The following is a 26628-nucleotide window of genomic DNA, read 5'->3' as shown; positions in this document are numbered from 1 at the left end:
GAATACTTAAGGAGAGAGAAAATTATGACTAAGACGAACATCGTTGTCGTCGGTGCAGGATACGCCGGAGTAGCTGCCACTAAATTCATGGCTAAAAAATTCAAAAAAGATCCAAATGTAGCCATCACATTAATCGATCGTCATTCTTATCATACAATGATGACTGAACTTCATGAAGTTGCCGGTGGACGCGTAGAGCCCGATGCAATCCAATATGATTTACAGCGTTTATTTGCGCGTAAAAAAAATGTGCAACTAGTTACTGACACAGTAACGGCAATCGACAAAGAAAAAAAAGTCGTAAAAACAAAGTTAGGGAATTATCCTTTTGATTATGTCGTTTTAGGTATGGGTGGCGAACCAAATGATTTTGGCACACCTGGAGTTAAAGAAAATGGCTTTACATTATGGTCGTTCGAAAATGCTGTCAAAATTCGTGAGCATATCGAAAAAACAGTTGCGAAAGCGGCAATCGAACCAGATGCTGCTGTTCGTAAAGCGATGTTAACATTCGTTGTTTGTGGTTCTGGATTTACAGGAATCGAAATGATTGGAGAATTAATCGATTGGAAAGATCGCTTAGCAAAAGACTATAAACTAGATTCAAGTGAATTTAGTCTAAAAGTGGTTGAAGCTATGCCAACCATTTTGAACATGTTAGATCGTAACGATGCAGCCAAAGCAGAACGTTATTTGAAAAAGAAAAATGTTGATCTTGTACTAAATGCACCAATCGTTGAAGTGGCTAAAGATCATATCCAACTAAAAGATGGTTCAGTAATTCCAACGCATACTTTAATTTGGACTGCTGGTGTTAAAGCAACTTCAGATGCTGCTGACTTTGGTTTAGAAGCTGCTCGAGGCAATCGCTTGATCGCCAATGAATATATGGAAGCAAAAGGTTACGAAGATAAAAACATCTATGTCATTGGTGACTTAGTGTATTATGAAGAATTTCCAAATACACCTACTCCACAAATCGTACAAGCAGCTGAACAAACTGGACATACTGCTGCGGCGAATATTGTTGCTTCCGTTAAAGGAAGTGAAAAACATAAATTTAAAGGAAATTATCAAGGGTTTATGGTTTCGGTCGGCTCTAAATGGGGCGTTGCGAACTTATTTGATAAAATCCACTTAAGTGGTTTCTTAGCAATCATCATGAAACATGTGGTGAACTTGAAATATTTCTTTGATATCCGCTCTGGTTATTATATGTTCCAATATTTAATGCATGAATTCTTCCATATTAAAGATGACCGCAATGTAACACGTGGACATTCTTCACGTTATGGAAATGTATTATGGTCTGTCCCTCTCCGTGTGTTTTATGGATTGGTTTGGTTCATTGAAGCGTTCAAAAAAATCGTTGGCGATGGTCAGTGGCTAAAACCAGGTACTTGGTTTGGTGAAGGATCATGGTTTACTGGTAATAGTGTTTTCCCTTGGACATGGGATTACCAATCTGTAGCGGATGTAGCAAGTGGTGCTTCTCAAGCAACTGAAGCAACCAGTGGAGCAAGTGGTGCGGGCGCAACGGCAACAGCTGAAACTGCAACACAAGTCGCGCACTTTGGATTGAGCTATGCTTACGGTGAACAACCAATGGCTGTAATTGAAAAGTCACCGGATTGGTTCATGAGCATTATGAAATTCATCATGCCAAATATGGAAGTTGCGATGTTCTTCCAAAAAATGATGGTCTTTGTTGAAATCGGTATTGCGTTAGCTCTAATGGCTGGATTATTTACTTGGTTATTTAGCGCTACAACAATTGTACTCGTTTTGACATTCTGTATGTCAGGAATGTTTTATTGGACAAACATCTGGTTCTTGCCAGTAGCTTTTGCGCTAATGAATGGTTCAGGACGTGCAGTCGGTTTAGACCGTTGGGTAATTCCATGGTTACAAAATACATTGGGTAGATGGTGGTACGGAAAACCAAAATCCATGTACGGACAAAAATAAACGTAAAGGCTGGGGAGGAAAATCTTCTCCAGCCTTTTTCTAAAGATATGATATGATAAAGAAAATATGAAGAAAGGAGTTTATCATGAAACTGCGAGCCTTGATTAAACAAAGTCGGATGAAGCCTTTTGATCTTGTCATCATTTTGTTATTGATTTTACTTTCTTTTTTACCATTAGTGATTTTTGGATACCAACAAGGACAAGTTGCAGCAAATGAAAACGAAACGCTTGCTGTGTTGCGCGTCAATGGCAAAGAACTAAAAACATTCGATCTTTCGGATACAAAGAAAACCTATACGTATAAGTACGTCGATGAAGACGGTGATTATAATTTGATTGAAGTATCCGATGGTAAAATTCGTGTTAAAGATACCAATTGTGGTGATTTAATTTGTGTCAGACGTGGATGGATCTCAAAAAAAGGTGAATCGATCGTTTGTTTGCCACATAAACTGGTGATTGATATCCAATCTTCTGCAGGAGGTGACGATGGCGAGTTGATTTATTGATTTCGCCCAGCCTATGTTCCCTTCTCGTTTAAGGAAATTAATGTTCATCTCACTCCTCGTAGCACAAGGTGTCGTATTGGGGATTTTAGAAAATATGATCCCTTATCCCTTTGGATTTGCTCCAGGAGCTAAATTGGGTCTAGCCAATTTGATTACAATTATTGCCATTTTTACAATGCCTAAACGAGATAGTTTTCTCTTATTGTGGTTACGTTTATTTTTAACAACCTTACTAGGAGGGACACTTTCAACTTTTCTTTATAGTATGAGTGGTGCTTTATTAAGTTATTTTGGAATGCTACTTGTAAAACAGTTAGGTCCAAAACGTGTCAGTATTGTCGGCATTAGTGCAACGGGTGGATTTATGCATAATGTAGGGCAACTCGTTACCGCTTCATTGATCGCTAAATCTTGGACAGTCATGTTGTATCTCCCTATTCTTTCATTTTTAGGCATTTTATCAGGGATCGCGATTGGGATCGCTGCAAATTTCTTACTACAACGTGTAGATACATTGAAAAAATTTCGACAAGACTACGAACGGCAAACCAATACCCATTGGTTTACTGATTAAACGTAACAAAGGAGAAGACCATGAAACTTCACCCCTTGTGGGCAGACTATCCCACACTTCAAAAAGAATTAATCGAAACACGAACACTAATGGAATCTTCTGTTCGTTTAAAAAATAAAGAAGTTGAGCAAGCTATTTTAACAATGATTGAGTCTGGAGGTAAGCTTTTACGTCCAGCTTATCAATTATTGTTTTCACGATTTGGAGTTGAGAATGACCGCAAAAAAGCCATTGCCATCGCGGCCTCGATCGAACTGTTGCATACCGCTACCTTGATTCATGACGATATCGTAGATGAAGCAGATACTAGACGTGGCGTCGCAAGTATTCGATCGAAGTTTGGAAATTCGACTGCAGTTTATGCCGGAGATTATCTATTCGTTTCTTGCTTTAAACTCATGTCTGATTACGCTTCTTCATTAAAAAGTTTGCAACTTCATTCAAAAAGTATGGAAAAAATCCTCAATGGTGAACTAGGACAAATGGATCATCGTTATCAGTATACGATTACCATTGAAGACTATTTAGATACCATTTCAGGAAAAACTGCCGAACTATTTGCTTTAAGTTGTGGAATCGGAGCACTTGAAAGCGGAACAAGTGAACGGTTTGCCAAAAAAGCGAGCGATATCGGGATGGCGATTGGGATGGCATTTCAAATCATTGACGATGTATTGGATTATTCTCAAACTGATCAGAGTTTAGGAAAGCCTGTTTTAAATGATGTGAAACAAGGCGTCTATTCCTTACCTCTTATTATTTCATTATCGGAACAATCGCCGGAATTGCTTGCTCTTATAAAAAAACAAACTTCCATGACGATAGAAGATCAGCAACGTATCTGGGAAATCGTCCACGAAACAAAAGGAGTCGAAAAAGCCTATCAATATGCTATCGACTATACTCAAAAAGCCTTAAAACTTATCAGTAGTTTACCTGATAGTCCACAAAAAAAAGAGTTGGTCCAATTAACAAAAACGATTTTAGATCGAATTAATTAAAAAAAGATGAGACAATTTGTCTCATCTTTTTTTAACGCATCGTAACGAATTCTTCTGCTCCCGTTGGATGAATAGCCACTGTATTATCAAAATCAGCTTTGGTTGCTCCCATTTTGATCGCTACAGCAAATCCTTGTAACATTTCATCTACTCCACGTCCGATCGCATGCAAGCCAATAATTTTTTCTTCTTTTCCAAGACAAACCAATTTCATTTCGCAAGGTTGACGATATTCTCCTAGCGCAAAATACATTGGCGTAAATTTTGAATGATAAATTTTAATTGCTTCTTGTCCATATTGCGCGATAGCTTCTTTTTCTGAGAATCCAATCGTAGCAATCGTTGGGTGCGTAAAGACAACCGTTGGAATAAATTCATATTCTAAATGCATCAATGTTTGACCATTGAATAAGCGCTCAGATAATCGACGACCAGCTGCGATTGCTACAGGAGTTAGCTCTACTGCACCCGTTACATCACCGACTGAATAAATAGTTGGTGCTGTAGTCGCTTGAAACTTATCAACTTTAATGTAGCCTTTTTGATCCAATGCTACACTCGTATGTTCCAATCCAAGATGTTTTGTATTAGGATTACGGCCACCAGCAAATAAAACAGTGTGTGCCGAAATATGGGCACCATTTTCAAAACTTGTCGTATAGCCAATATCTGTTTTTTCGATTTTTGTTGGTACGTGGTATGCCTTTGTATCGATTCCCATTCCTTGATAGATATCAATCAATTGCGTAGAGAGCATATCGTCGAAGGTTCTTAACGGACGTTCTTTACGATACGCCCAAGTTACTTTACTACCCAATCCATGTAACACACCCGCAAGTTCAGCCGCAATATAGCCTCCACCAATGACCAATACTGATTCAGGCAGTTCTTCTAGAGCAAAAAAACCATTTGAATCAATGGCAAATTCGCCACCAGGTACATCAAGTGTACTCGCATGACCTCCAGTTGCAATTAAAATGTGTTTTCCTTCGTAAATTTGATTATCCACAGAAATATGTGAGTTATCCACAAACTGTGCATAACCTTTTAATAAAGTGACTTTATTTTGATCTAAACCACGTTGATATGAACCATGTATACGTTCAATATAGGCTTCACGGTTTTTAACAAGTTGTTTAAAATCAAAATTTGCAACCGTTGCGTCGATTCCGTAGTCGATTGCGTCACGCTTGATCGTTTCAAGGATATCACTTGCTTGCCACATTACTTTTTTAGGTACGCAGCCCACATTGACACACGTTCCACCTAGCTCATTTGGTTCTATTAATAATACTTTTGCTCCATGCATCGCTGCACGATTTGCCGAAGCGATTCCTCCGCTTCCGCCTCCAATGACGATATAATCATACACTTGACTCATTTGGCCACTTCCTTTGTCTTGTTTATGCTTAACGCTATCACGTTCCAATTTTTCCGTCAAGAAACCTCTCTTGTAAAAAAACCTGTTTAGTATTTCCATCTACTAAACAGGTTGTGCTTATTTTTTCTTACGAATCATATCTCCAATAGCTACCGCTTCTTGAACTTCCATTGTTACAATCATCATTGGATTTGGTGCACGATCGATTTGTTCACCTTCTTCATTTCGCATACTTGTAACAGTTTGCTCAAAATGATGAAAACCAGGCCCATAAAACTCAATCTCATCGCCAACTTCAAATACATTACGTTGACGAATCGTGGCAATTTTTGTTGTTTCATCATAGGCAATTACTTCCCCGATAAACTTATATTGTGGAATTTTACGACGCTCGCCAAATAATTGTTCATTTTCTGAAGGCGTTTGATAGTAAAATCCAGTAGCCAATTCACGCTGAGCTACTTTCCATAATTCATCAATCCATTCTTGCTTACAAACATAATGCTCAGGATCGGCCATATAACTATCCACGGCAGCTTTATAGACATTAGCTACCGTCGATACATAATGGATTGACTTCATTCTTCCTTCGATCTTAAAGCTATCTACTCCATTTTGGATCAAATCTGGAATATGCTCGATCATTGACATGTCTACTGCACTCATTGAAAACTCTTCTGCTACTGCCCCATTTTTAGTTAAGCTGCGACGCTCTTGTCCAAAAGGTAGGTCATATAACTCGTACTTCCAACGACAAGATTGGGAGCATCCACCACGATTCGCATCACGCATTGACATGTGATTAGACAACGTACATCTACCCGAATACGAAATACACATTGCTCCATGAATAAATGCTTCGATCTCAACATCGGTTTGTTGACGAATCTGCTCTACTTCTGCCATCGAAACTTCGCGAGCTAATACGATTCGCTCCAATCCTTCTTCTTTCCAAAATTCAAGTGTTTCTGCATTTGTCGCAGAAGCCTGTGTAGATAGATGAATCGGCAATCCTGGTGCTTCTGTTGCACAGATTTCAATCAATGCCGGATCAGATACAATCACGGCTGAAATTCCAATATCACGCAATTGTCTAAAAAATTCTCCCGCACCTTCTTGATTTCCTTCGTGTGTTACCATATTTGCAGCAACGTACACTTTTGCATTGTGTGCTTTTGCAAATGCAACGCCTTCTTGCATTTGTTCATACGTAAAATTTCCTGCTCGGCTTCTTAATCCATAAGCATTCCCACCAATATAGACTGCATCTGCTCCATAATGAATAGCCGTTTTTAATTTTTCTAAAGTTCCTGCTGGTGCCAAAATTTCTGGTCGTTTAAGTGGTGTTTTGACTTGCATGGTCAAGTTCCCCTTTACTAGTTATTTAATTGCATCTGGTTCCAAATGAAAAAATCCTGTATCGATTGTTCGCTCTACCGGGTGAAATAGTCGAATCTCTTCACCTAATCGTTTGGCTTCTTCACTTGAAAACTCATGGTTCAAAATCTGTTGACGAGCTTGATCATATCGTTTTACAATCTCAATAAATTCTTTTTCAGGTGTATAAATCCCGTCTAATTTCCAAGTACAAAAACCTGCATTCGCTAAATCCAAAAGTTCTTGAGTCAGCGCTAAATCATGGTTAGCAAAAATATGTGTACCATGTTGATCTTCAAAAATAGAATAATGTGTTTCAGGTTTTTTAGGCTCAGATAAAAATAAGCCTTGGTCTTTACTGATTCCTTCATCTTGTTGCGTGAATCGATAATAATTTTGTAACAATGGTCGCTTGGACTGGTGAATGCAAGTAGCACCATAAATGAGAACTTCCACTGGAATCGCCAATTCTTCCATATTTTTCATTTCTTTAAATGGCACTTCACGAGCTAATACAGCACCACTTGCACCTTTTCTAGCCCAAAAATTGATTTGACGAGCACTCGTCACCATCGTTTCGCCATCATAAACAAACGGCAAAGCATATTCAGGGTGTTTATTCATGAGATGAATGATTCCTGGATCTCCAAGTGCAATAGCATCTGCTTGATGTTGTTTTAAAAATGTTAAATACTCCGGAATCTGTTTCATTTTTTCTGGATGGATAATTCCATTTACTGCGATAAGGACTTCTTTTTTATGCTGGTGCGCCATCGCGATTAATTCTTTTTGTTCTTTTCTAGTAAATGAGTGTGGCAAACGTAATCCAAAAGCTTCTTCGCCAAAATAAATACAGTCGACAACGGGCAAGAGTGCTTCTGCTTGCTCCAAGGACTCGACTGTAGCAATAAGTCTGATCATGAATAAATCCTCCTTTTTAACAAATTCATAATATCACAAAGTATACTAAAAAAAAAGATTGATTTTCCAAAAATTAAGGAAAAACCTTTATTCAAAAGAATTTAAGATCAAACAAAATTTGTGATTTTTATATAATAAAAACGTGAGTATGCACAAACATACTCACGTTTTCGTTTATACTTCTTGTAATGTTTTCTTTTCTTTTGCTTTAGCATTACGAACACTTAGTGTAATTTTCCCTTGTTTTGCACCTATCGTCACATGATCGGTTAGCTTAATTTGACCAGACAATAAAGCTTCACTTAAACGATCTTCAACCTCTTTTTGTAGTGCACGACGGATTGGTCTTGCTCCGTATTCAGGATCAAATCCAGCTTTACCAATCACTTCATAAGCAGCTGGTGTAATTTTTAAGGTTACACCTTGTTGCGCAAGGCGTGTAATGACAGGTCGTGCCATAATTTTAACGATATCTTGAATTTCTTCTTTCGTTAGCGAACGGAATACGACCGTTTCATCGATTCGATTTAAAAATTCAGGTCGATAAGCTACTTTTAATTCTTGCATGATTCGTTTTTGCATCGCTTCATGATTTTTTGTAGCATCTACTACATTAAAGCCCACATTTTTTTCTTCGCGTAATTGAGTTGCTCCAATATTTGAGGTCATAATCAAAATCGTATTTCGGAAATCAACTTTTCGACCTTTAGAGTCCGTTAAATGCCCATCATCTAACACTTGTAATAAGATATTAAAGACATCCGGATGCGCTTTTTCAATTTCGTCTAATAAAATGACAGAATACGGTTTTGTGCGGACCTTTTCTGTTAATTGACCACCCTCATCATAGCCTACATAACCTGGAGGGGAACCAATTAAACGTGACGTACTATATTTTTCCATATACTCAGACATGTCGACACGAATCATCGCTTCTTCGCTTCCAAAAACTGCGGCTGCAAGGGCCTTAGCGAGTTCAGTTTTCCCGACACCTGTTGGCCCTAAAAACATGAAAGAGCCAATCGGGCGATTTGGATCTTTTAAGCCACTTCGAGCACGGCGAATCGAACGAGAAACCGCAGCCACGGCTTCATCTTGACCTATAACACGTTCATGAAGCACTTTTTCTAATTCAAGTAAGCGTTCGCTTTCTTTTTTCTCTAATTGTTTCAACGGAATCCCTGTCCACTGTGATACAACGTCGGCAACATCTTCTTCTGTTACTTTTTCAGCGTGTTGTGTTGCATCTTGAGCTTCTTTTAATGTCCATTCTGCAAGTTCTTGACTTAAGCGTTTTTCTTCCTTGCGGATAGAAGCTGCAAAATCAAAATCTTGATCGCGCACGGCTTGCTCTTTTTGTTCCATTAATTCAACTAATTTTGTTTGTAAAATAGCTGTTTTTGAGGCTTCTTTAGCTTCATCTAAACGAACTTTTGCAGCACTCTCATCCATCAAATCGATTGCTTTATCCGGTAGTTGACGCGAATTCAAATAACGTACAGACAATTCAACTGCCGCTTTTAAAGCTTCGTCTGTAATCATGACGCCGTGATGGTCTTCATAACGTGGTCGTAATCCTTTTAAGATTTCAACTGCTTCATCAGCCGTTGGTTCATCCACTTGGACACGCGCAAAACGTCGTTCTAATGCAGCATCTTTTTCAATATATTTTTGATATTCATCTAATGTTGTGGCACCGATTGTTTGAAGTTCACCTCGTGCTAAAGCTGGTTTTAAAATATTCGATGCATCAATGGCGCCTTCTGCTCCACCAGCTCCGATCAAAGTATGAAGTTCATCAATAAATAAGATAACTTGGCCATCTTGATAGATTTCATCAATAATTTTTTTCATTCGATCTTCAAATTCACCACGATATTTTGTACCCGCTACGAGCGCGCCCATATCTAGCATCATCAAACGTTTGTGTTGCATATCTTGTGGGACTTCACCATTGATAATTTTCTGAGCCAAGCCTTCAGCAATCGCCGTTTTACCAACACCTGGTTCGCCGACTAAGACAGGGTTATTTTTCGTACGACGACTCAAGATTTGAATCAATCGCTTCACTTCCATTTGACGACCAACAACAGGATCAAGTTTTTGTTCACGCGCCAATTTAGTTAGGTCACGGGCCAATGTATCCAGTGTTGGTGTTCCTTCAGTTGCTTGTGTATTTCGTTGACGTCGACGATTATTCGTAGTCTTACTCGTTTCTGAAACACCCATTTTTTTCTTCAATAATTGGCGCATCTTAGCCAAACTAAATCCAAGATTCAATACGATACGTGAAGCTAAAATCTCTTCATCTCGTAATAAGCCTAGCAATAAATGTTCAGTTCCGATTTGAGTAGATCCTAAGCGTTTGGCTTCGTCACCTGCATAAGCAAAAATTTGTCTTGCTCTTGGTGAATAAGGTAAAAATCCATTTTCAGGATATAATTTCATTAATCCATAACCAGTTAAGTGTTCGATTTCTTCACGGATATCTTGCTCAGTAACATTCATCTCACGTAGCACTTTTCCAGCGATTCCATCTTGTTCAATAATCAAAGCTAAAAGTAAATGCTCTGAACCTACCGATTGATGTTTAAAATATTTTGCTTCTTCTTGTGCGATTTCTAGCACGATGCGTGCTTTTGGGGTGAATAATTCATCCATCACATTCACTTCCTATCTTCATAACTTAAGCGTTCCAACACAGCCATTAGCATGGACGCCCGTAGTTGATTTTCTGTTTCAAGTGATCCTAACGCTTGCTTTGAAAAGGAAGACAATAATAAATTACCTTCGCGTTTGGTTAAGATCCCTTCTTCATATAATTTTTGTAAAATAGCTTGGGCATCTTTTTCTGTTAACTCTTCACCAATCAAATCGGCTACATGTTCTAAAAATTGATGGTATGTCGCAAGCTGGACTTTCTCAATCCGAATATAGCCACCACCGCCACGTTTACTTTCCACAATATACCCTCGATGGACTGTGAATCTAGTGTTGATTACATAATTGATTTGAGAGGGTACACAATTGAATAAACTGGCCATTTCAGCACGTCGGATCTCAATTGTTTCACTTGTTTCTAATATCTGTTTGATATAAGCTTCAATCAAATCAGATGTATTTTTTTGAGCCATCCTCCGTTCCTCCCTTGACTAATACTGACCTTAATTATAACGAATTTTTTTCTCAATGAAAAGGAGAAGGCCTTTGTTGTGTGTTCCCTTAATAGTTCTTTAGGTTTCTACTACTATACTTCAAAGTGTACGATTAAACAAATAATTACATATAAAAAAACTCACTAGTCGAAACTAGCGAGTTTTTGCTTAATCTGGTATTGAAATCGGGCCATCTGAAGCCTGAGAAACTTCTTTTGATACGACTTCTTTTCCATCTCGAGTAATCGTAATTCGTGCCTTTTGTCCTTCTTTAACCGTAATAGTCAATGCACGACTATAGATTGGATTATCCTTTGTAAGAACATATTGATCGATTTGACGTCCACTTGTCGCATTAGCATCTGCTACTGAAACGGTAATGGTTTGACTTGCTTCGCCTTTAGAGTCAAATTGTCCTTTTACATCAATCGTAAATGTTTTATCGGCAGGTTCTTTTCCTTTAGAAATCGTCAATGTAATCTGACTTCCTTTCGTCACATCACCTGTCGGAGTCATACTAATGACTTTACCTTCTGCAACACTGTCACTAAATTCTTCCGTTGTTGTGCTCGTCAATCCAGCATCTTTCAACGTTTTTTCAGCATCAGACTTCGATTTACCGGTAACATCAGGTACAGTAAAGGTTTCAACTCCTTTACTTAGCACATATGTGACACTAGTATCGCCAGGCAATACCTCTTCTCCATATGTTGGAGTTTGTGAAATGATTGTCCCTTTTGGTTGATCACTAAATACTTCATCAGACATTGTTAAACTATTTGCAGAAAGACCATTTGCGACCATTCGTTGATAGGCTTGAGTTTCGGTCAAACCGGTTAAATCAGGCATCATAACTGGCTCTACACCTTTACTAACGACAAACTCTACTTGCGTTTCATCTGCTACTACTTCTTCATCAGCATCTGGGGTTTGCGAAATGATTTTCCCTTTTTCTACCGTATCACTATATTCTTCAGTCGTGGTAATGTTTTTCTTTTTAAAACCTGAATCTAATAACATTTTTTTAGCATCTTCTACTGTTTTGTTTTCATAATCTTCCATTTTCACGGTCTTTTTCCCAGTGGAAATATACAGCGTGATCGGAGTTGATTTTTTGACTTGTACGCCTACTTCAGGATCCGTCTTCACGACTTTTCCAGCTTCGATAGTTTCACTTGCGATTTCTTTGGTTGAATCTGAAACCGTTAGTCCTTCTTGTGTTAATTTTCGAATCGCAGCTGTTTCATCTAGTTTTTCTACGTTTGGGATGGCAATCGATTGATTGGCTCCTGCTACGACCCAATAAACACCACCGACCAATAGTAAAATCAAGACAACAATCGGAATACTTAACCACCAACGTTTTTTCTTGGTAGGTTTCGCAGGTTTTTCCTCTACTTTATTCTCAGGTTCAACTTGTGCGACTTGTTCTACTTCCGGGCGTACGGGTTCGACTGGAGCCAATTCTTTCGTCTCTTCTAGCGGAGCTTGAATCGGAGACCATTTTGCCTCATTTGCGCGTTCGGAAGATAACGCTGTATTTAAATCCAATTGCATTTCTTGTGTTGTTTTGTATCGATCTTCAGGATTTTTAGCAGTTGCTTTTAACACCACATTTTCTAATGCTTGAGGAATCGCTCCATCGAAATCATGTACTGAAGGAATCTCATCTTGAAAATGTTTTAAAGCAATCGTCACAGCCGATTCCCCGTCAAACGGCACTTTACCTGTCAACATTTCATACAAAATGATCCCCATTGCATAAATATCAGACTGACTTGTCGCCATCGAACCTCTAGCCTGTTCCGGAGATAGATAATGGACAGAGCCGAGCATCGAGTTCGTCTGAGTGATCGAGGTTTCAGATAAGGCAATCGCGATCCCAAAATCAGTAATCTTCACGACACCTTCCTCATTGATCAAAATATTCTGTGGCTTTAAATCGCGATGAATAATACGATGTTCATGCGCTAACGTAACGGCTGATAAAATCTGATCCATAATATCGACGACTTTTTCATACGAAATTGGCGATTGAGTTTGAATATAACGTTTAAGATCCATTCCCCTAACGTATTCCATCACTAAATATTGTTGATTGTTTTCCTCGCCAACATCATAAACTGAAACAATATTTGGATGGACCAATTCTGTAGCAGCAAGTGCTTCTCGTTGGAAGCGACGAATGGCATTTTGATCGTTTTGAAAATCAAAACGTAAGACTTTAACCGCTACTTCGCGATCTAAGATCAAATCTTTCGCTAAGAAGACGTTTGCCATCCCACCGCTACCGATATTGCCAATGATTTGGTAGCGTTCATCAAATGTTTTTCCAATATCAAACATTGGCTTCACCTCCATAATGAATCAAGATCGCTGTGATATTATCTAAACCGCCTCTAAAGTTTGCGCCTTCGACTAAAGTTGCCACACGCTCTTTCATTGTGGGGTAATCTTCGATGATTTGTTTGATCTCTGCATCAGATAGCATGTTGGTCAACCCATCTGAACATAACAGTAGATAATCATGAGCGCTTAAAAAGTGACTTGTGACATCCACTTCGACTAGTCCGGGCATACCAATCGAGCGAGTTAAGATATTTTTTCGAGGATGATTGATCGCCATTTCCGGAGTGATCTCCCCAGTTTTCACTAATTCGTTGACTAAAGAATGATCTTCAGTCAATTGGATCAACTCTCCTTCACGCAATAAATACATCCGACTATCTCCGACATGTGCTAGCGCAAATTGATCACCAATAACACAAACTGCAACAATCGTAGTACCCATACCGCTCAATTCAGGAGTTGATTTCCCAAGATCATGGATGCGTTGATTCTCGTTTTGGATTTGTTTGATCAACCAGCGAGTAGCTAGTTCACAGTCAGAAATATCAGATACTTCCCAAGCTTTACCAATATCTTCAACTGTTTGACGACTCGCGACGTCTCCTGCTTTATGTCCTCCCATGCCGTCTGCTAATAATGCCAATAGATATCCTTTTTGATTTAGGAAGGTCTGGGCATAATCTTGATTGCTATTTCGTTTTTGACCGACGTCACTTAAAAAAGAAACTTCCATATCTCCTTCACCTCATTACTTTTTTCGTAAACAGCTTATGAAAAAGCCATCTGTATGGAATGTATGTGGATAAATCGTAAGTACATCCTCTTTAATGGCAGATTGTACATAATGATTTACTTCTGGTGTTACTTTTTCGAATTCTGGATGTTTGGCCAAAAAGGCATCGACTACTTCATTGTTTTCTTGATCTAAAATCGTACAAGTACTATAGACTAATAGTCCCTCTGATTTCAATGTAGGCGCAACACTTTCTAAAATGGCCAATTGAATCTTAGGCAGATTTGCAAAATCTTTTTCTGTCTTACTAAATTTAATATCTGGTTTACGACGAATCAATCCTAATCCAGAACATGGTGCATCGACTAATATTCGATCAAACGTTTCAGAAGCAAACTGTTCTCCGGCTTCTCTAGCATCCATTTTTTCTGCCCAAACGACTTCTTCGACATGCAAACGAGTTGCATTTTCTTCGATCAATTTCACTTTATGCGCATGAATATCTAATGCGGTCACGCGTCCACCTTTTTCTTGATCTAAGAAAGTCGCAATATGAGTCGTTTTTCCGCCTGGAGCCGCACAAGCATCTAACACATGATGCTCCGGTTGAATCTGCATAACAGGAGCGACAAGCATAGAACTTTCATCTTGAATCGTCATCTTTCCAGATTTAAATAAATTACTTTTTGCTAAAAAGCCTTTTTCTGCTACTACACCATACTTGGATAGATAACTTTCACGTACTTCTAGCTCTTCTTCATGTAAAAAATCGATTGCTTTTTTGCGTGAAATCTGACGTGTATCCACTCGAGCACTCACATGACTAGGGCGCATCAAAGATTCTCCTAGTAACTGTGTTTGCGTATGACCGATTTGGGCAACGAGACGTTTAACGAACCACATTGGCAAACTAAATTCGACTGATAATCGCTCATCTTCTTGTAATGTTTCTAGAGTAGGTGCTCCTTGCCGTTGGAATGTACGCAATACACCATTCACAAATTTTCCGATACCAGGATTTCCACGATGTTTTGCAATCTCAACTGCTTCGTTGAAAATCGCATGAGTCGGTATCTTATCTAAAAACTCCATTTGATAAACGGAAAGACGTAATAATTGTTGTACCCACGGATGAACTTTCTTGGCTTTTTTTAAAAATGGTGCTAAATAAAAATCTAAACGAATTTGATTGCTGATCGTTCCATAAACCAGTTCCGTTAATAATCTAGCATCTTTTTCATTTAATTGATTGCGCTCGATTTCTTCTTTGATCAACAAATTAGAATAGGCGCCTCCTTTTTCGACACGTTCAATTAATGAAAGTGCGACAAAACGGACTGTTTTTTCAATCGATTGTTTCATGCATTCCCTACCTTATCTGCTTGCTGAATAGTTTGACCCGCACCATTTAAAAAGGCTTGGATATTTTGAACACTTTTACCTGCTGGTTGTAACTCCTCGATTGCAAGGACAGTTTGGTTACCGCAAGCAATCCATAGTTCTTTTTTTGTACACTTGATGATTGTTCCCGGAACTTGATCGGTCACTTCTTCCACAACACGTACGCTGCGAATCTTCCAACGCGTATCTTGATAAGTCGTAAAGGCAATCGGCCAAGGAAACATCCCACGAACTTGGCAATCGATTTGATCCGCCGTTTTTGTCCAATCAATCGCTTCTTGTTCGCGTGTAATATTTGGTGAAAAAGTCACTTGACTCTCATCTTGAGGCGTTGGTGTTTGCCCTTCAATAATAGCCGGTAGTGCTTTTAAGAGCAACTCACGTCCAACAAGGCTTAATTTATCAAACATGATCCCCACATTGTCTTCTTTTGTGATTGGAATTTCTTTTTGCGCGTAAATACCACCTGCATCCATTTTCTTGATCATTTCCATGATCGTCACACCGGTCTTATCCTCGCCTTCCATAATAGCGTAATGAACTGGTGCGCCGCCACGATATTTAGGAAGTAAAGAAGCATGCACGTTGATTGCTGCAATTTTAGGAATAGACAATACGCTTTCTGGTAAAAATTGACCGAAGGCAGCGGTAACGATCAAATCAGGAGCTAACTCTTGGATGATTGCGACCTCAGGTGAACCAGAGATTTTTTCTGGCTGTAATACAGGAATTTCTAATGCCAGAGCAGCTTCTTTAACTGGTGTAGCTTGAATGATTTTTTTACGCCCAACTGGACGATCAGGTTGCGTCACGACTGCAACTACTTCATATCCTGATTCTACTAATCCTTGTAAAATCGGAACAGAAAATACAGGTGTACCCATAAATACAATTTTAGTCATCTAAATGCTCCTCGTAATAAGATTCTAAGTCTTCTTCAGCAATTCGTTCAATTACTTTATCTGTAAACAAAACGCCATGCAAATGGTCGATTTCATGTTGGATCGCACGAGCAAGATATCCAAATGCTGTCACTTCGATTTCGTCCCCATCACGATCAAAATAGCGTACCGTAATTTCTTCAGCTCGTTCTACTGTACCAAAAACATGAGGCATACTTAAACAGCCTTCGATATCGATATCTTTACCTTTACGATCGATAATGCGTGGGTTGATCAATTCAAATCGATCATTTTCTTCGACTTCAACTACTGCAACTTGGATATTTTTTCCAATTTGTGGTGCTGCAATACCAACACCATCGTGAGCGACCATTGTTTCATACATATCTTCTAATAGTACAACCAATTCATCAGTGATTTGATCGATGGGTTCACATGGTTTTCTTAATTGTTCATCTGGATGGATCAAAATAGGATAGCGCATAGCTACCTCCTTTAAATAAATGATAATGGCTCATTGTCAATCGAAAGAAACAAGCCACTTTTTTGGTCTAATTGACTAGATTGCATAATTTCTTGCAACAATGGAAATAAGTTTGGTTCTTGTTTATACTTAATGATCAACTGATAATAATAGCGATTTTTAATCCGTAAAATTGCACTTGGGGTTGGTCCGAGCATGCGTGCCTGAGGACTTAACACTTGTTGCAAACGTTGATGGATTTGATACATTTTTTTTGCTGCCACTTCTTCTTTTTCATGACTTGCGACCACTTTGACAGTGAAAAAATAAGGTGGATAACCTGTTTCATGTCGAATAAACATCTCTTGTTGATAAAACCGTTCATAGTTTTGCTGTTGCGCTAAGAGGATCGCATGATGATCTGGATTAAAGGTTTGAATCACGACTTCACCCAACTTATCTGCTCGTCCTGCCCGACCACTCACTTGGGTCAGCAATTGAAAGGTTCGCTCTCCAGAACGAAAATCAGGAAGATTTAAGGAGGTGTCTGCATTTAATACACCTACTAATGTGATATCTGGAAAATCTAATCCTTTAGCGATCATCTGTGTACCTAACAAGATCGATGCTTTCTTTTCACCAAAGTCGCGCAAAATTTTTTCATGCGCACCCTTTTTACGTGTCGTATCTACATCCATACGTAAAACTGCTGCTTCTGGAAAAAGTTGGGTCAATTCTTCTTCGACCTTTTGTGTTCCTGTACCATAATATCGAATTTTATTGCTTTGGCAATTTGGACAACGATGTGGAATCTTCTCCTCGTGACCACAATAATGACATCTCATTGTTTTAGTATCCATATGTAATGTTAGCGAAATATCACAATTGGGACAAGGCAAAACAAATCCACAGTCACGACACATGACAAATGAAGAATATCCACGACGGTTTAATAACAATACGATCTGCTCGTTTTTTAGCAAGCGATCACGGATTTTTTCCTGTAACACTCTCGAGAAGGTCTCACTACCTTGATGGATCATCTCTTCACGCATGTCCACCACTTCAACTTGTGGTAAGAGCGCTGCTTTGTTTCCGCGTTTGGTCAGTTTTAAAAAGTGATATACGCCTTTTTGTGCTCGAGCGCGTGACTCTAATGAAGGTGTCGCACTTCCTAACACTACCGGACAATTATGGTAGTTTCCACGCCAAATCGCCAAATCTCTTGCATGATAACGTGGACTTTCTTCTTGCTTATAGCTTGCTTCATGCTCTTCATCTACGACGATTAGACCGATATTTTCTAGAGGAGCAAATACTGCTGAACGAGCCCCAACTACAACCTTAGCTTCTTTACGCTCGATTTTACGCCACTCATCATATTTTTCTCCTTTGGATAAGCCACTGTGGAGCACAGCAACAGCTTCACCGAAACGACCTTTGAACCGTTCGACCATTTGTGGTGTTAATGCAATTTCTGGAACGAGCATCATAGCCGTTTTGCCTTGTGCTAATACTGCGGCAATAGACTGTAAGTATACTTCTGTCTTTCCACTACCCGTGATACCTTCTAATAAAAACACTTCATGCTGAGGTTTAGCTAAAATTGTTTCCACAGCAATCTCTTGTTCGTCATTTAAAGTCAGCGCTTCAGTTTGTGCAAATTGTCGGTCTGCATAAGGATCACGATACATTTCTACTTCTTCAAATGCTAGCCAACCATCTTTTTGTGCCTGTCGCAAAACTGTGGCACTGATTCCTTGCTCAGTATAAAATGTAGTGGGTTGAAATTCAGTTCGTGTCAATACGTCCAATAACTGAACTTTGCGTTTTGCTCCTTTACGAATCTGATCTGTAAATTGGTCAAAATTATGCCGAGTCACTAAGGAACGAACATACCGAATCGTACGTGCGCGATTTTGTTGCTTGACCAAGTACTGGATGTCGATAATTTCTTGGTCACGCCATTGTTTAATCTGCTTTAAGGACACAGTCGCATCTTCAAACAATACAGAATCAGCCCCTTTAAACAACTGTTGATCGCACTGTTCATGGTCTTTTAGACGTACGATTATTTTCTCATATTTTGCCTTCATCACACTTGGTAACATCGTTTGTAGGCAAGTGATTTTAAATGAAAAAGTTTTCTCTTTCATATAGTCTGCCAAATCCAATAGTTCTGAATTCAAAACAGGTGCTAAATCGATACAACGTGTGATTTCTTTTAACTCCATATTCAGTTCTTTTTGTGAAAATCCTACTACAAATCCTTGAATATGACGATTACCATTTCCAAATGGCACTTCAACACGCATACCTATTTCAAGGATGTCTTTTAAGGATTCGGATACTCTATAAGTAAATGGTTGATCTGTTTGTCTAGTCGGTACGTCCACAATGACTTCTGCTACTTTCTCCATCGAACGACCTCCTTATCTGGCCCTATTTTACTAAACTTCGAAGCATTTGTCTGTAATTGATACGAAGAACTTCACTAAGTTTCTCTAAAGAAAAAGAATAGACAGAGCATGGTTAGCTACCAAACTCTGTCCCCAAAAAATAATTATAATTTTTGTTCTTGACGAATGCGTTGTTCTAATTCTTTTTGTTCTTGTTCTTTTTTCGCTTTGCGTTCTTCTTCTTCTAAACGAATACGAGCACGTTTGACTTCTGGATGTGGATCTACGATAACTGTTTCCGCATCGATTTCTTCTAGTGCTTGTCCAACACTTTTTACTGACTCGAAATTTTCTAATGTTGCATTCGCTCCAGCATCTAACTCATGCGCACGTTTGCTCGCTAAAATAACTAATGAATACTTCGAATTCACACGATCCAACAATGAATCGATAGATGGTTTTAACATCATATGGGTTACAACTCCTCTAACATTTTTCTATATTTACCAATCACGCGATCGACTCTGACGTGTTCGGTATCAATGATTTTTTTAATTCGTTCAACAGCTAAAGGGACTTGATCGTTGACGACTGCATAATCGTAAAGAGCCATCATTTCGATCTCTTCACGCGCAATTTTCATTCTAGCATCGATCACTTCTAAATCATCTGTTCCACGTCCAACAATACGTGAGCGTAATTCACTTAAGTCTGGTGGTGTTAAAAAGATAAATACACCGTCTGGCATTTTCTCTTTTACTTGCTTGGCACCTTGTACTTCGATTTCTAAAAAGACATCTTTACCTTCATCTAAAGTTTTACGCACATAAGACAATGGTGTTCCATAATAATTTCCAACGTACTCGGCATACTCCAACATCTCACCAGCTTCAATCAACGCTTCAAATTCTTCGCGACTACGAAAATAATAATCGACCCCTTCAACTTCTCCTACTCGTTTATTACGTGTAGTCATTGAGATAGAGTATTGAAAATCATTTCCTTCGCTATCAAATATCGCTTTACGCACCGTTCCTTTACCTACACCAGAAGGCCCAGATAGCACGATCAATAATCCTCGTTCTGTCATAACGACGTCCTTTCACACTAAAATATACTTATCGTCTATTGTGCACTTTTTTTCATTAAGTTTCAAGAACTACTTCATTATAACGAGAATTTGATTAAAAAACTACTTTAATCCTTCTCATAATCAATGTTATTCTATATTTTGAACTTGCTCTCGCATTTTTTCAATCGTTGTCTTTAATGCCACTACACTATTTTTAATCTCGATACTAGCCGTTTTAGATCCGATCGTATTGACTTCACGATTGAATTCTTGAATTAAAAAGTCTAATTCCCGACCGATTGGATGTGGTTTTGCAATTAAATTCGTCAATTGTTGTAAGTGGACACGCAAACGATCCAATTCTTCATGGATATCTCCGCGTTCTAATAGTAAAGCCACTTCTGTCAAGATTCTTGTGTCGTCGATGGCTTCCCCTACACGCAAGCGCACAGCTTGAAGTAATTTTTCTTCTTGTTCTTGCTCGATCGTTTCAGTATGCATCATAATATTTTCATACTCGGCTTGAATAAGTGCTTGCTGTTCGACTAAAATCGCATGAAGATATTGTCCTTCAGTACTACGAGTATCGATCAAATGTGCCACTGCAAGATCAAGTGCTTTAAATATAAGTTCTTGATAATGATCTAAAGCAATCGATTTTTCTGAAATCGTCATAAATTCTTCTTGCTGTAATAATTGTGTGACTAAACGTGCTCTATCTGGTACAAAACCAAATCGTTTCTGGCTTTCTTTACTAGTTTCTTCCAGAACCTGTTCAATTGCTTCCCAGTCGATATGCGTTGTTTTTGGAGTAGCTACTTTAAATTCTATTGTGACATAAATATCGATGCGCCCTCGCGCAACTTCTTTTTTTATCACTTGACGCAGCGCATTTTCCCATTCGCTCAGTTGCCTTGGCATATGAAACTGACAATCTAAAAAACGATGATTCACGCTTTTAAGCTCGATTACAACACTCATTTGGTCATTTTCTACTTCTCCACGACCAAAACCTGTCATACTTTTCACTGTCATTCTCCTCTACATACGGGTAATAATTTCTTTTAAAGCCGCAAATTCTTCATTGGTTAATGTGACACCTTTCCCCATTTTCTCATGATTTGGTCCCCAATCACGTAAATCGAATTTCGGTGGTCGTCCGTTCCAGCTAACTAGATTTAGCTCTTTTTGCCATCCTTTAGCATTACTAGACAATACACTGATTTCTTCAACGATTTCATAGCTAAATTCACTCATGTTGTTCCTCCTTAAATACTAATAAGTTTTTTGCTCCATTTGGAACGCTGCCATCATTTCATCTGTTGCTTCCTTGATGGGTGTGATCGCTGTTAGTTCTCCTTGTACAATAATTCGCGTAGTGGCCGATAAATCACCACAAGTGACTAACGTGACGACTTTTTTATTTGGCACATCATTCAATACTTCCGTTTGAGTAGGCGCAACCCTTTGTTTGTCATAAGCTTTATAGGAATAAATCTTTTCTAGATCTGTTAAATAGATAATATTTCCTACTTCAAATTCCTCAAGTGGTGTAAATAATAAATCCGCTCGATCAGTCCGATGGCTTGCAAGCGCGTAGTTGCCTTCACCCATTTTTTGCGTTTCACTAAATGTACCCGCTCCAAATAAAAGAGCTTCGTTTGCTAATCCTTTAAAAATAGGTAAATTGATTCCCACACTAGGGATCGCAATCCCTCCAATAACGGGTAAACGTTTATTGCTAAACTGTGCTTCCAGTACCGCTTGTGTACTCAATGGTTGTACACCATCAAAATCAAATGTAGCAGGCTTTTTTTCATTTTCTTTGATTTCAGATGCCGTTACAGCTGTTACATCATATTTTGATGTATTCCAAGACATTAATAAATATTTGATTTGATTATTAAATACAAGCGCTAATCCGATGAGTAATAGCACAACTAAAAACAAATTTGTGACCCAATTTAGGACTCCTTTTTTCTTTTTCATCGTATCCTCCTCATGTTTTTCTCTCTCTAGTTTACCATGATTTTTAAGTGAACGTTTTATTCTTACCTGAATATAAGAATGATTCTTATCTTGTAATCAAATCTTAAAATAAAACTCTGAGATTTTATTGTAGAATAGAGACTGAAGAAATCTGTAAAAAGGGGGGATCATCTGTGAAACAATCAATCTATATCCATATCGATACAACTAGTAATATCGTCATGACCAGAGGACTGCAAGCTGCTGATTTTCATACAGGCATCATACATCCCCCAAAAAATCTGCTTTTATTAAATCCTGCCTCGACTTATGGCGACTATGAATCGCATACAGGTTTAAAAATCGTACGCGGCGTAGATGCCGTCGAACAGTATGCTCAAATCGTAACCAAACAACGTCTTGGAGAAGAAAATAAATGGATCGATTTTTCTGACTTATCTATGTTACGCGAATTATCACCATTAGAGGTCTCTGAGTTACTCTATTTCGGCCATATGCGTACACATTTACGTTCTCCTTTTTTTTACAAATTGCAAAATAATTTCGTTTATTTTGATTTACCACAGCGCGTCTCTCGAATTTATTATCGCTATTTAGATGAATTCTATCGTGTATTGGCTGGAAAAATCAAACGTCAAACATTAGAAAGAGTGAACGATAAACGAACGTTTTTCAAGCGACCGATTCCGGTTGCGGATGTCCCACTAGAAATCATTAAACAATTACATGAGTACACCAAAGAAGGATTAGTTCTCTCATTTGACCAAGCGACTACCGACACACATGAATTTCATTTACCACTTTACTTAGCTGATCAAGAATTGGTATCCAATAAAGAGATCTCACTGGAACGCTATGCAGGTGAATTGATCTATCAACTTCAAGATCGATCATGGACGCTTCATTTAAGTGACGCGCCAGCCTCATTTATGTCTTTTATTTAAAAAAACACCGCTATAAGCGGTGTTTTTTTAACGTCCTTCATCAATCGATTTCAACTTACGATAACGCGAACTCGTTTCAAATAATTCTTGTGGTGAACCAGAAAGTTCTAATTTTCCATTCTCAATAAAAATAACCCGTTGCATTTGGTCAATCCCTTGTAAATGATGTGTAATCCAAATTACTGTTTTATCAGATAACTGACTAAAAAAGGTATCGATCAAGGCTTGCTCGGTAATCGGATCAAGTCCGACAGTAGGTTCATCTAGTAGCACGATTGGAGTATCTTTTAATAAAATACGCGCTAGTGCCATTCGATGACGTTCTCCACCAGAAAAACGTAAACCCGCTTCATCCACCATCGTTTGCAATCCTTCAGGTAATTGCTCAACTAAAGTTTTTAATCCTACCCGATCTAAGACATCCCAAACTTCAGCTTCAGAGGCTGCTTCATTTCCTAAACGTACATTATTTAATATCGTGGTTCTAAATAAATAAGGTGTCTGCTGGATCACACCGATTGTATCTGAGATCGAATCGCCTAGTTGATTGGTTGGAATACCTGCTAGTTCTACTGAACCTTTCGTTGGTGTTAAATCACCGCGGATCAACGAAGCTAACGTACTTTTTCCCGACCCACTACGTCCAAGTATCGCCATTTTTTCACCTTGAGGAATCACTAGATCTAATTGATCTAACACGTTTTTCGTTTCATTAGGATAAGAAAAACTTACTTGCTTGATACGCAAATCCAAAGCCGCAGCTTCCGGTAAAGTCGTAGGGGAAACTTCTGCTTTTTCGGCTAATCCATTTAGACGTTCCAAAGAGTCTTTATAAATATTTGTTTCTTGTGCTGCATCAGGTAAAACAGCAAATGCATCGATTAAAGGAAACAGACTAAGAACAAATGCTGCAATCCAATTGGCTGCCCCACCATGATCCCCAACAAAACGTTGACTCGTCCATAAAATCAGACTAATGGCAATTAATCCAAAATAAAGTTGCAATAAGAAATTACGGATACGGTTAAACTTACGCAATTCATTTTGAATATCATAAAGTTGTTGCTCATTTGCAACATAACTTGTCACATAATCTGTCCCACGTTGACTGAAAATCCAATCTGAAACACCCATGACATTATCTGTTAAATCAGTATATAGAGCATTTTTTAGTTGTTTTTCTTTTTCTTGACGTGCACCATTTAGTAGTACGGAATAAAGTGGAAAAACAAAGACCACGACAAATAATAAAAGGGCCATCACTAGAGCAAACCAAAGCGAATAAAAACCTAGTCCAATCACCACAAAAGCATATAATATCCAGGCAATGATCGTCGGAAAAACGGTTCTTAAATAAAGATTTTCGATATGGTTGATATCTTCAGCTAACAACCCTAAGATATCTCCGATTTTAAAATTCCGTTTGAAAAAAATGGCATCTTTTTCTAATACTGTATAAAGTTTCAAGCGTAACGTCGAGGTCAGACGTAACACCCAATTGTGACTTGTTAGTCTTTCAATATAACGAAAAACAGGTCGACCGATCCCAAATGCACGTGTAAGCACAATTGGAATATAGATCAGCAAAATATTTTCAGGAATTGAGGCTGCGCGACTAATTAAATAACCCGAGACAAACATCAATGCTCCAGCACAAAAGAATGTCATGAAGCCTAAAAATAGCGCTAAATAAAGAGAACGTTTATATTGCTTTAAAAACGGTTTGATCCATGTATCCTTTTCAAATGCTTTAAATAGAGGAATTTTAAACATTATCATCCCTCCTCATTTGTTTAGTCAATTCATAAAAATGACCTTTTTTAGCAGCTAACTCGGCAAAGCTTCCTTGTTCTACAACTCTCCCTTGTTCTAATACTAAGATATGGTCCATTTGATGCATCCAATGCAAGCGATGGGTCGCAAAAAAGACTAAGCGGTTTTCCATCAAAGGAAGCATTCTTTCTTTGATCTCAATTTCCGTTTCGATATCTAAATGCGCTGTTGGTTCATCCAGTAACAGAATGCGGCGTTCTTTATCCAGAAAAGCGCGAGCAAGTGCAATACGTTGTGCTTGTCCTCCACTCAACGCTCGAGCGCCATCACCGATTTGAGTCGCTAGACCATCTGGCAATTCGGCAACTAATTCGGTTAATCCGGCAACTTCAACGGCCTCATCGATTGCTTCTTTTGAGGCATCTGGAGTATAAAATGTAATATTTTCAACTAAAGATAATTGAAAAATATACGGGTTCTGTGGAATATACAGCATTTGTTTCTGCCAATCTGGTTGTGCTAAGCTATCCACTGATGTACCGTTTAAACGAATCGTTCCGGCATTTGGTGATAAAAATCCACTCAATACATCAATCAACGTCGATTTACCAGAACCGCTCATTCCAATAATTCCGACTTTTTTCGTCCCATGTAAATTCAAATCAAAAGGATATAAAGTTGGAGTTGTTTCATATCCAAATTCGATATCACGAAGTTCTAAAACCGTTTGATTTGTCATTTCTGGTAACGATTTGATTTCTGGGTCATGTTCTGGTAATTCCAAGACTTCACGGATCGCTGTCATCGCATTTTTTCCATCTAGTGTTGCATGATAATCGCTTGAAAAATCACGAACAGGTAAGAAATATTCCGGTGATAAAATCAAGACTGTCAAAGCAGGGAATAATAAGATTCCTTCATTTATCAAACGTAGTCCTAACAACACCGCAACGATCGCTACAGATAACGTTGTGAAAAAGTCTAAAGCAAATGTCGATAAGATCCCAATACGTAAGGTGCTCATTGTCGCTTTACGAAATTCTTCACTCGTATTGTAGATACTTCTACCATAACGTTTACTTAGGCCAAAGATTTTTAGTGTATCGATCCCTCTAAGTGAATCAATAAAGTGATTCGATAACAACTGAAATGCATGGTACTGACGGTCTGCTTTGGCTTGAGCAGCGTAGCCTAAAATAATCATAAAGACAATGATTAGAGGAAATACTAAAATCAATACCACGCCTGATTCCCAATCCAATAAAAAGACTACCGCTAAAATCAACCAAGGAATAATCATCATATTCATGACTTTGGCTAAAATCAAATGAATATAATTTTCGACTTTTGAAATTCCTTCTAAAGCCATCGTAATCATATTTCCAGTTCCTTGATCTTGTACGAGTGTCGGTCCAACTCGAAATATTTTTTGTAACAACTCATGTCGTAATGTTTTTGCTTGTTCCTGTGCAAAATGATCTAGTAACTTATCTCGTAGATACGTAATGACATGACGTAAGGCATAGCATATAAAAAATGCCGCCACCATCCCAAGTTGTTCTGTTAACTTTTGCCCTTCCCACAAATGAGTGATCACAGTTGCAAGCGTGTAAGCTTGTCCAATTATAAAGAGAGCTTGCAAGATAGCATATCCTGCAAGCACTCCCATGATCTTTCGAATGTTAGGCAAGCGCATAATCGCTTTATCAATCATT

Annotated in this window: 23 protein-coding genes; 5 read left to right on the top strand and 18 right to left on the bottom strand. The window is 38.5% G+C overall.

Features of this window, described 5'->3' with window-relative positions; all coding sequences use genetic code 11:
* The first annotated feature begins 24 nt into the window (after window positions 1–24).
* The 4 genes from I573_RS04435 (at window position 25) to I573_RS04420 (ending at window position 4054) form a co-directional block, all read left to right on the top strand.
* Window positions 25–1968 (top strand): NAD(P)/FAD-dependent oxidoreductase, encoded by a 1944-nt coding sequence (locus I573_RS04435; RefSeq protein ID WP_016186137.1) that lies wholly within the window; start codon window positions 25–27, stop codon window positions 1966–1968.
* An 85-nt stretch (window positions 1969–2053) separates the two neighbouring features.
* Window positions 2054–2479 (top strand): NusG domain II-containing protein, encoded by a 426-nt coding sequence (locus tag I573_RS04430; RefSeq protein WP_016186138.1) that lies wholly within the window; start codon window positions 2054–2056, stop codon window positions 2477–2479.
* A gap of 13 nt (window positions 2480–2492) precedes the next feature.
* The gene (locus tag I573_RS04425) at window positions 2493–3053 is read left to right on the top strand and encodes a Gx transporter family protein (RefSeq protein WP_211213395.1); all 561 of its coding nucleotides are present in this window, start codon (window positions 2493–2495) and stop codon (window positions 3051–3053) included.
* 20 nt (window positions 3054–3073) lie between these two features.
* A complete protein-coding gene (locus I573_RS04420) occupies window positions 3074–4054 on the top strand; it encodes a polyprenyl synthetase family protein (protein WP_016186140.1) in 981 nt (326 codons plus the stop codon).
* A gap of 31 nt (window positions 4055–4085) precedes the next feature.
* Here the strand turns inward: I573_RS04420 and gor are convergent, their stop codons facing one another.
* The 16 genes from gor to I573_RS04340 form a co-directional block, all read right to left on the bottom strand.
* On the bottom strand, window positions 4086–5435 hold the full coding sequence (gene gor / locus I573_RS04415) for a glutathione-disulfide reductase (protein ID WP_016186141.1): 1350 nt from the start codon (window positions 5433–5435) through the stop codon (window positions 4086–4088).
* Window positions 5436–5552: 117 nt separating this feature from the next.
* Window positions 5553–6794, bottom strand: a complete 1242-nt coding sequence (locus tag I573_RS04410; RefSeq protein WP_016186142.1) for a peptidase U32 family protein — start codon at window positions 6792–6794, stop codon at window positions 5553–5555.
* Window positions 6795–6815: 21 nt separating this feature from the next.
* The gene (locus I573_RS04405; RefSeq protein ID WP_016186143.1) at window positions 6816–7733 is read right to left on the bottom strand and encodes a peptidase U32 family protein; all 918 of its coding nucleotides are present in this window, start codon (window positions 7731–7733) and stop codon (window positions 6816–6818) included.
* A gap of 174 nt (window positions 7734–7907) precedes the next feature.
* Complete coding sequence (locus tag I573_RS04400; protein WP_016186144.1) at window positions 7908–10394, bottom strand: ATP-dependent Clp protease ATP-binding subunit; 2487 nt, start codon at window positions 10392–10394, stop codon at window positions 7908–7910.
* A 5-nt stretch (window positions 10395–10399) separates the two neighbouring features.
* Window positions 10400–10867: a CtsR family transcriptional regulator gene (locus tag I573_RS04395; RefSeq protein WP_016186145.1), complete on the bottom strand. Its 468-nt coding sequence runs from the start codon at window positions 10865–10867 to the stop codon at window positions 10400–10402.
* 189 nt (window positions 10868–11056) lie between these two features.
* The gene (gene pknB, locus I573_RS04390) at window positions 11057–13234 is read right to left on the bottom strand and encodes a Stk1 family PASTA domain-containing Ser/Thr kinase (protein ID WP_016186146.1); all 2178 of its coding nucleotides are present in this window, start codon (window positions 13232–13234) and stop codon (window positions 11057–11059) included.
* Window positions 13227–13970 (bottom strand): Stp1/IreP family PP2C-type Ser/Thr phosphatase, encoded by a 744-nt coding sequence (locus I573_RS04385; RefSeq protein ID WP_016186147.1) that lies wholly within the window; start codon window positions 13968–13970, stop codon window positions 13227–13229. Before I573_RS04385 ends, pknB begins: the two co-directional genes overlap by 8 nt.
* Window positions 13971–13985: 15 nt before the next feature.
* A complete protein-coding gene (gene rsmB / locus I573_RS04380) occupies window positions 13986–15332 on the bottom strand; it encodes a 16S rRNA (cytosine(967)-C(5))-methyltransferase RsmB (protein WP_016186148.1) in 1347 nt (448 codons plus the stop codon).
* Entirely contained in the window at window positions 15329–16273 is a 945-nt protein-coding gene (fmt, locus tag I573_RS04375; RefSeq protein ID WP_016186149.1) for a methionyl-tRNA formyltransferase, read from the bottom strand. The genes rsmB and fmt overlap by 4 nt, the downstream gene beginning before the upstream one ends.
* Window positions 16266–16757 carry a peptide deformylase gene (gene def / locus I573_RS04370; RefSeq protein ID WP_016186150.1) on the bottom strand — a complete coding sequence of 164 codons (492 nt, stop codon included), beginning with the start codon at window positions 16755–16757 and terminating at the stop codon, window positions 16266–16268. The genes fmt and def overlap by 8 nt, the downstream gene beginning before the upstream one ends.
* Before the next feature lie 11 nt (window positions 16758–16768).
* A complete protein-coding gene (gene priA / locus I573_RS04365) occupies window positions 16769–19156 on the bottom strand; it encodes a primosomal protein N' (protein ID WP_016186151.1) in 2388 nt (795 codons plus the stop codon).
* Between the two features lie 143 nt (window positions 19157–19299).
* On the bottom strand, window positions 19300–19605 hold the full coding sequence (rpoZ, locus tag I573_RS04360) for a DNA-directed RNA polymerase subunit omega (protein ID WP_016186152.1): 306 nt from the start codon (window positions 19603–19605) through the stop codon (window positions 19300–19302).
* A gap of 5 nt (window positions 19606–19610) precedes the next feature.
* Complete coding sequence (gene gmk / locus I573_RS04355; protein WP_016186153.1) at window positions 19611–20225, bottom strand: guanylate kinase; 615 nt, start codon at window positions 20223–20225, stop codon at window positions 19611–19613.
* A gap of 129 nt (window positions 20226–20354) precedes the next feature.
* Complete coding sequence (locus I573_RS04350) at window positions 20355–21242, bottom strand: YicC/YloC family endoribonuclease (RefSeq protein ID WP_245555064.1); 888 nt, start codon at window positions 21240–21242, stop codon at window positions 20355–20357.
* A gap of 6 nt (window positions 21243–21248) precedes the next feature.
* Window positions 21249–21464: a YdbC family protein gene (locus I573_RS04345; protein ID WP_016186155.1), complete on the bottom strand. Its 216-nt coding sequence runs from the start codon at window positions 21462–21464 to the stop codon at window positions 21249–21251.
* A gap of 18 nt (window positions 21465–21482) precedes the next feature.
* Complete coding sequence (locus tag I573_RS04340) at window positions 21483–22196, bottom strand: class A sortase (protein ID WP_016186156.1); 714 nt, start codon at window positions 22194–22196, stop codon at window positions 21483–21485.
* A 173-nt stretch (window positions 22197–22369) separates the two neighbouring features.
* Between I573_RS04340 and I573_RS04335 the strand changes: the two genes are divergently transcribed.
* Complete coding sequence (locus I573_RS04335; RefSeq protein WP_016186157.1) at window positions 22370–23140, top strand: hypothetical protein; 771 nt, start codon at window positions 22370–22372, stop codon at window positions 23138–23140.
* Window positions 23141–23167: 27 nt separating this feature from the next.
* Here I573_RS04335 and cydC read toward each other — a convergent pair whose 3' ends face one another.
* Both cydC and cydD read right to left on the bottom strand, forming a co-directional pair.
* On the bottom strand, window positions 23168–24913 hold the full coding sequence (gene cydC, locus I573_RS04330) for a thiol reductant ABC exporter subunit CydC (RefSeq protein WP_016186158.1): 1746 nt from the start codon (window positions 24911–24913) through the stop codon (window positions 23168–23170).
* Entirely contained in the window at window positions 24906–26627 is a 1722-nt protein-coding gene (gene cydD, locus I573_RS04325; RefSeq protein ID WP_016186159.1) for a thiol reductant ABC exporter subunit CydD, read from the bottom strand. The genes cydC and cydD overlap by 8 nt, the downstream gene beginning before the upstream one ends.
* Between the last annotated feature and the right edge of the window lies 1 nt (window position 26628).

The organism is Enterococcus sulfureus ATCC 49903 (assembly GCF_000407605.1).
GTDB lineage: Bacteria > Bacillota > Bacilli > Lactobacillales > Enterococcaceae > Enterococcus_G > Enterococcus_G sulfureus.
The sequence above is the reverse complement of the archived record's forward strand: the minus strand, read 5'-3'. Positions and strand labels throughout refer to the sequence as shown.

Bases quoted from the DNA above. Each gene is read 5' to 3' on its own strand.
- cydD (WP_016186159.1), bottom strand. From the start codon at position 26,627: ATGATTGATAAAGCGATTATGCGCTTGCCTAACATTCGAAAGATCATG.
- cydC (WP_016186158.1), bottom strand. From the start codon at position 24,913: ATGTTTAAAATTCCTCTATTTAAAGCATTTGAAAAGGATACATGGATC.
- I573_RS04340 (WP_016186156.1), bottom strand. From the start codon at position 22,196: ATGAAAAAGAAAAAAGGAGTCCTAAATTGGGTCACAAATTTGTTTTTA.
- I573_RS04410 (WP_016186142.1), bottom strand. From the start codon at position 6,794: ATGCAAGTCAAAACACCACTTAAACGACCAGAAATTTTGGCACCAGCA.
- I573_RS04425 (WP_211213395.1), top strand. From the start codon at position 2,493: ATGTTCCCTTCTCGTTTAAGGAAATTAATGTTCATCTCACTCCTCGTA.
- priA (WP_016186151.1), bottom strand. From the start codon at position 19,156: ATGGAGAAAGTAGCAGAAGTCATTGTGGACGTACCGACTAGACAAACA.
- I573_RS04350 (WP_245555064.1), bottom strand. From the start codon at position 21,242: ATGACAGTGAAAAGTATGACAGGTTTTGGTCGTGGAGAAGTAGAAAAT.
- I573_RS04405 (WP_016186143.1), bottom strand. From the start codon at position 7,733: ATGATCAGACTTATTGCTACAGTCGAGTCCTTGGAGCAAGCAGAAGCA.
- def (WP_016186150.1), bottom strand. From the start codon at position 16,757: ATGCGCTATCCTATTTTGATCCATCCAGATGAACAATTAAGAAAACCA.
- rpoZ (WP_016186152.1), bottom strand. From the start codon at position 19,605: ATGATGTTAAAACCATCTATCGATTCATTGTTGGATCGTGTGAATTCG.
- gor (WP_016186141.1), bottom strand. From the start codon at position 5,435: ATGAGTCAAGTGTATGATTATATCGTCATTGGAGGCGGAAGCGGAGGA.
- I573_RS04385 (WP_016186147.1), bottom strand. From the start codon at position 13,970: ATGGAAGTTTCTTTTTTAAGTGACGTCGGTCAAAAACGAAATAGCAAT.
- I573_RS04435 (WP_016186137.1), top strand. From the start codon at position 25: ATGACTAAGACGAACATCGTTGTCGTCGGTGCAGGATACGCCGGAGTA.
- pknB (WP_016186146.1), bottom strand. From the start codon at position 13,234: ATGTTTGATATTGGAAAAACATTTGATGAACGCTACCAAATCATTGGC.
- I573_RS04430 (WP_016186138.1), top strand. From the start codon at position 2,054: ATGAAACTGCGAGCCTTGATTAAACAAAGTCGGATGAAGCCTTTTGAT.
- fmt (WP_016186149.1), bottom strand. From the start codon at position 16,273: ATGACTAAAATTGTATTTATGGGTACACCTGTATTTTCTGTTCCGATT.
- I573_RS04345 (WP_016186155.1), bottom strand. From the start codon at position 21,464: ATGAGTGAATTTAGCTATGAAATCGTTGAAGAAATCAGTGTATTGTCT.
- I573_RS04420 (WP_016186140.1), top strand. From the start codon at position 3,074: ATGAAACTTCACCCCTTGTGGGCAGACTATCCCACACTTCAAAAAGAA.
- I573_RS04400 (WP_016186144.1), bottom strand. From the start codon at position 10,394: ATGGATGAATTATTCACCCCAAAAGCACGCATCGTGCTAGAAATCGCA.
- I573_RS04395 (WP_016186145.1), bottom strand. From the start codon at position 10,867: ATGGCTCAAAAAAATACATCTGATTTGATTGAAGCTTATATCAAACAG.
- gmk (WP_016186153.1), bottom strand. From the start codon at position 20,225: ATGACAGAACGAGGATTATTGATCGTGCTATCTGGGCCTTCTGGTGTA.
- rsmB (WP_016186148.1), bottom strand. From the start codon at position 15,332: ATGAAACAATCGATTGAAAAAACAGTCCGTTTTGTCGCACTTTCATTA.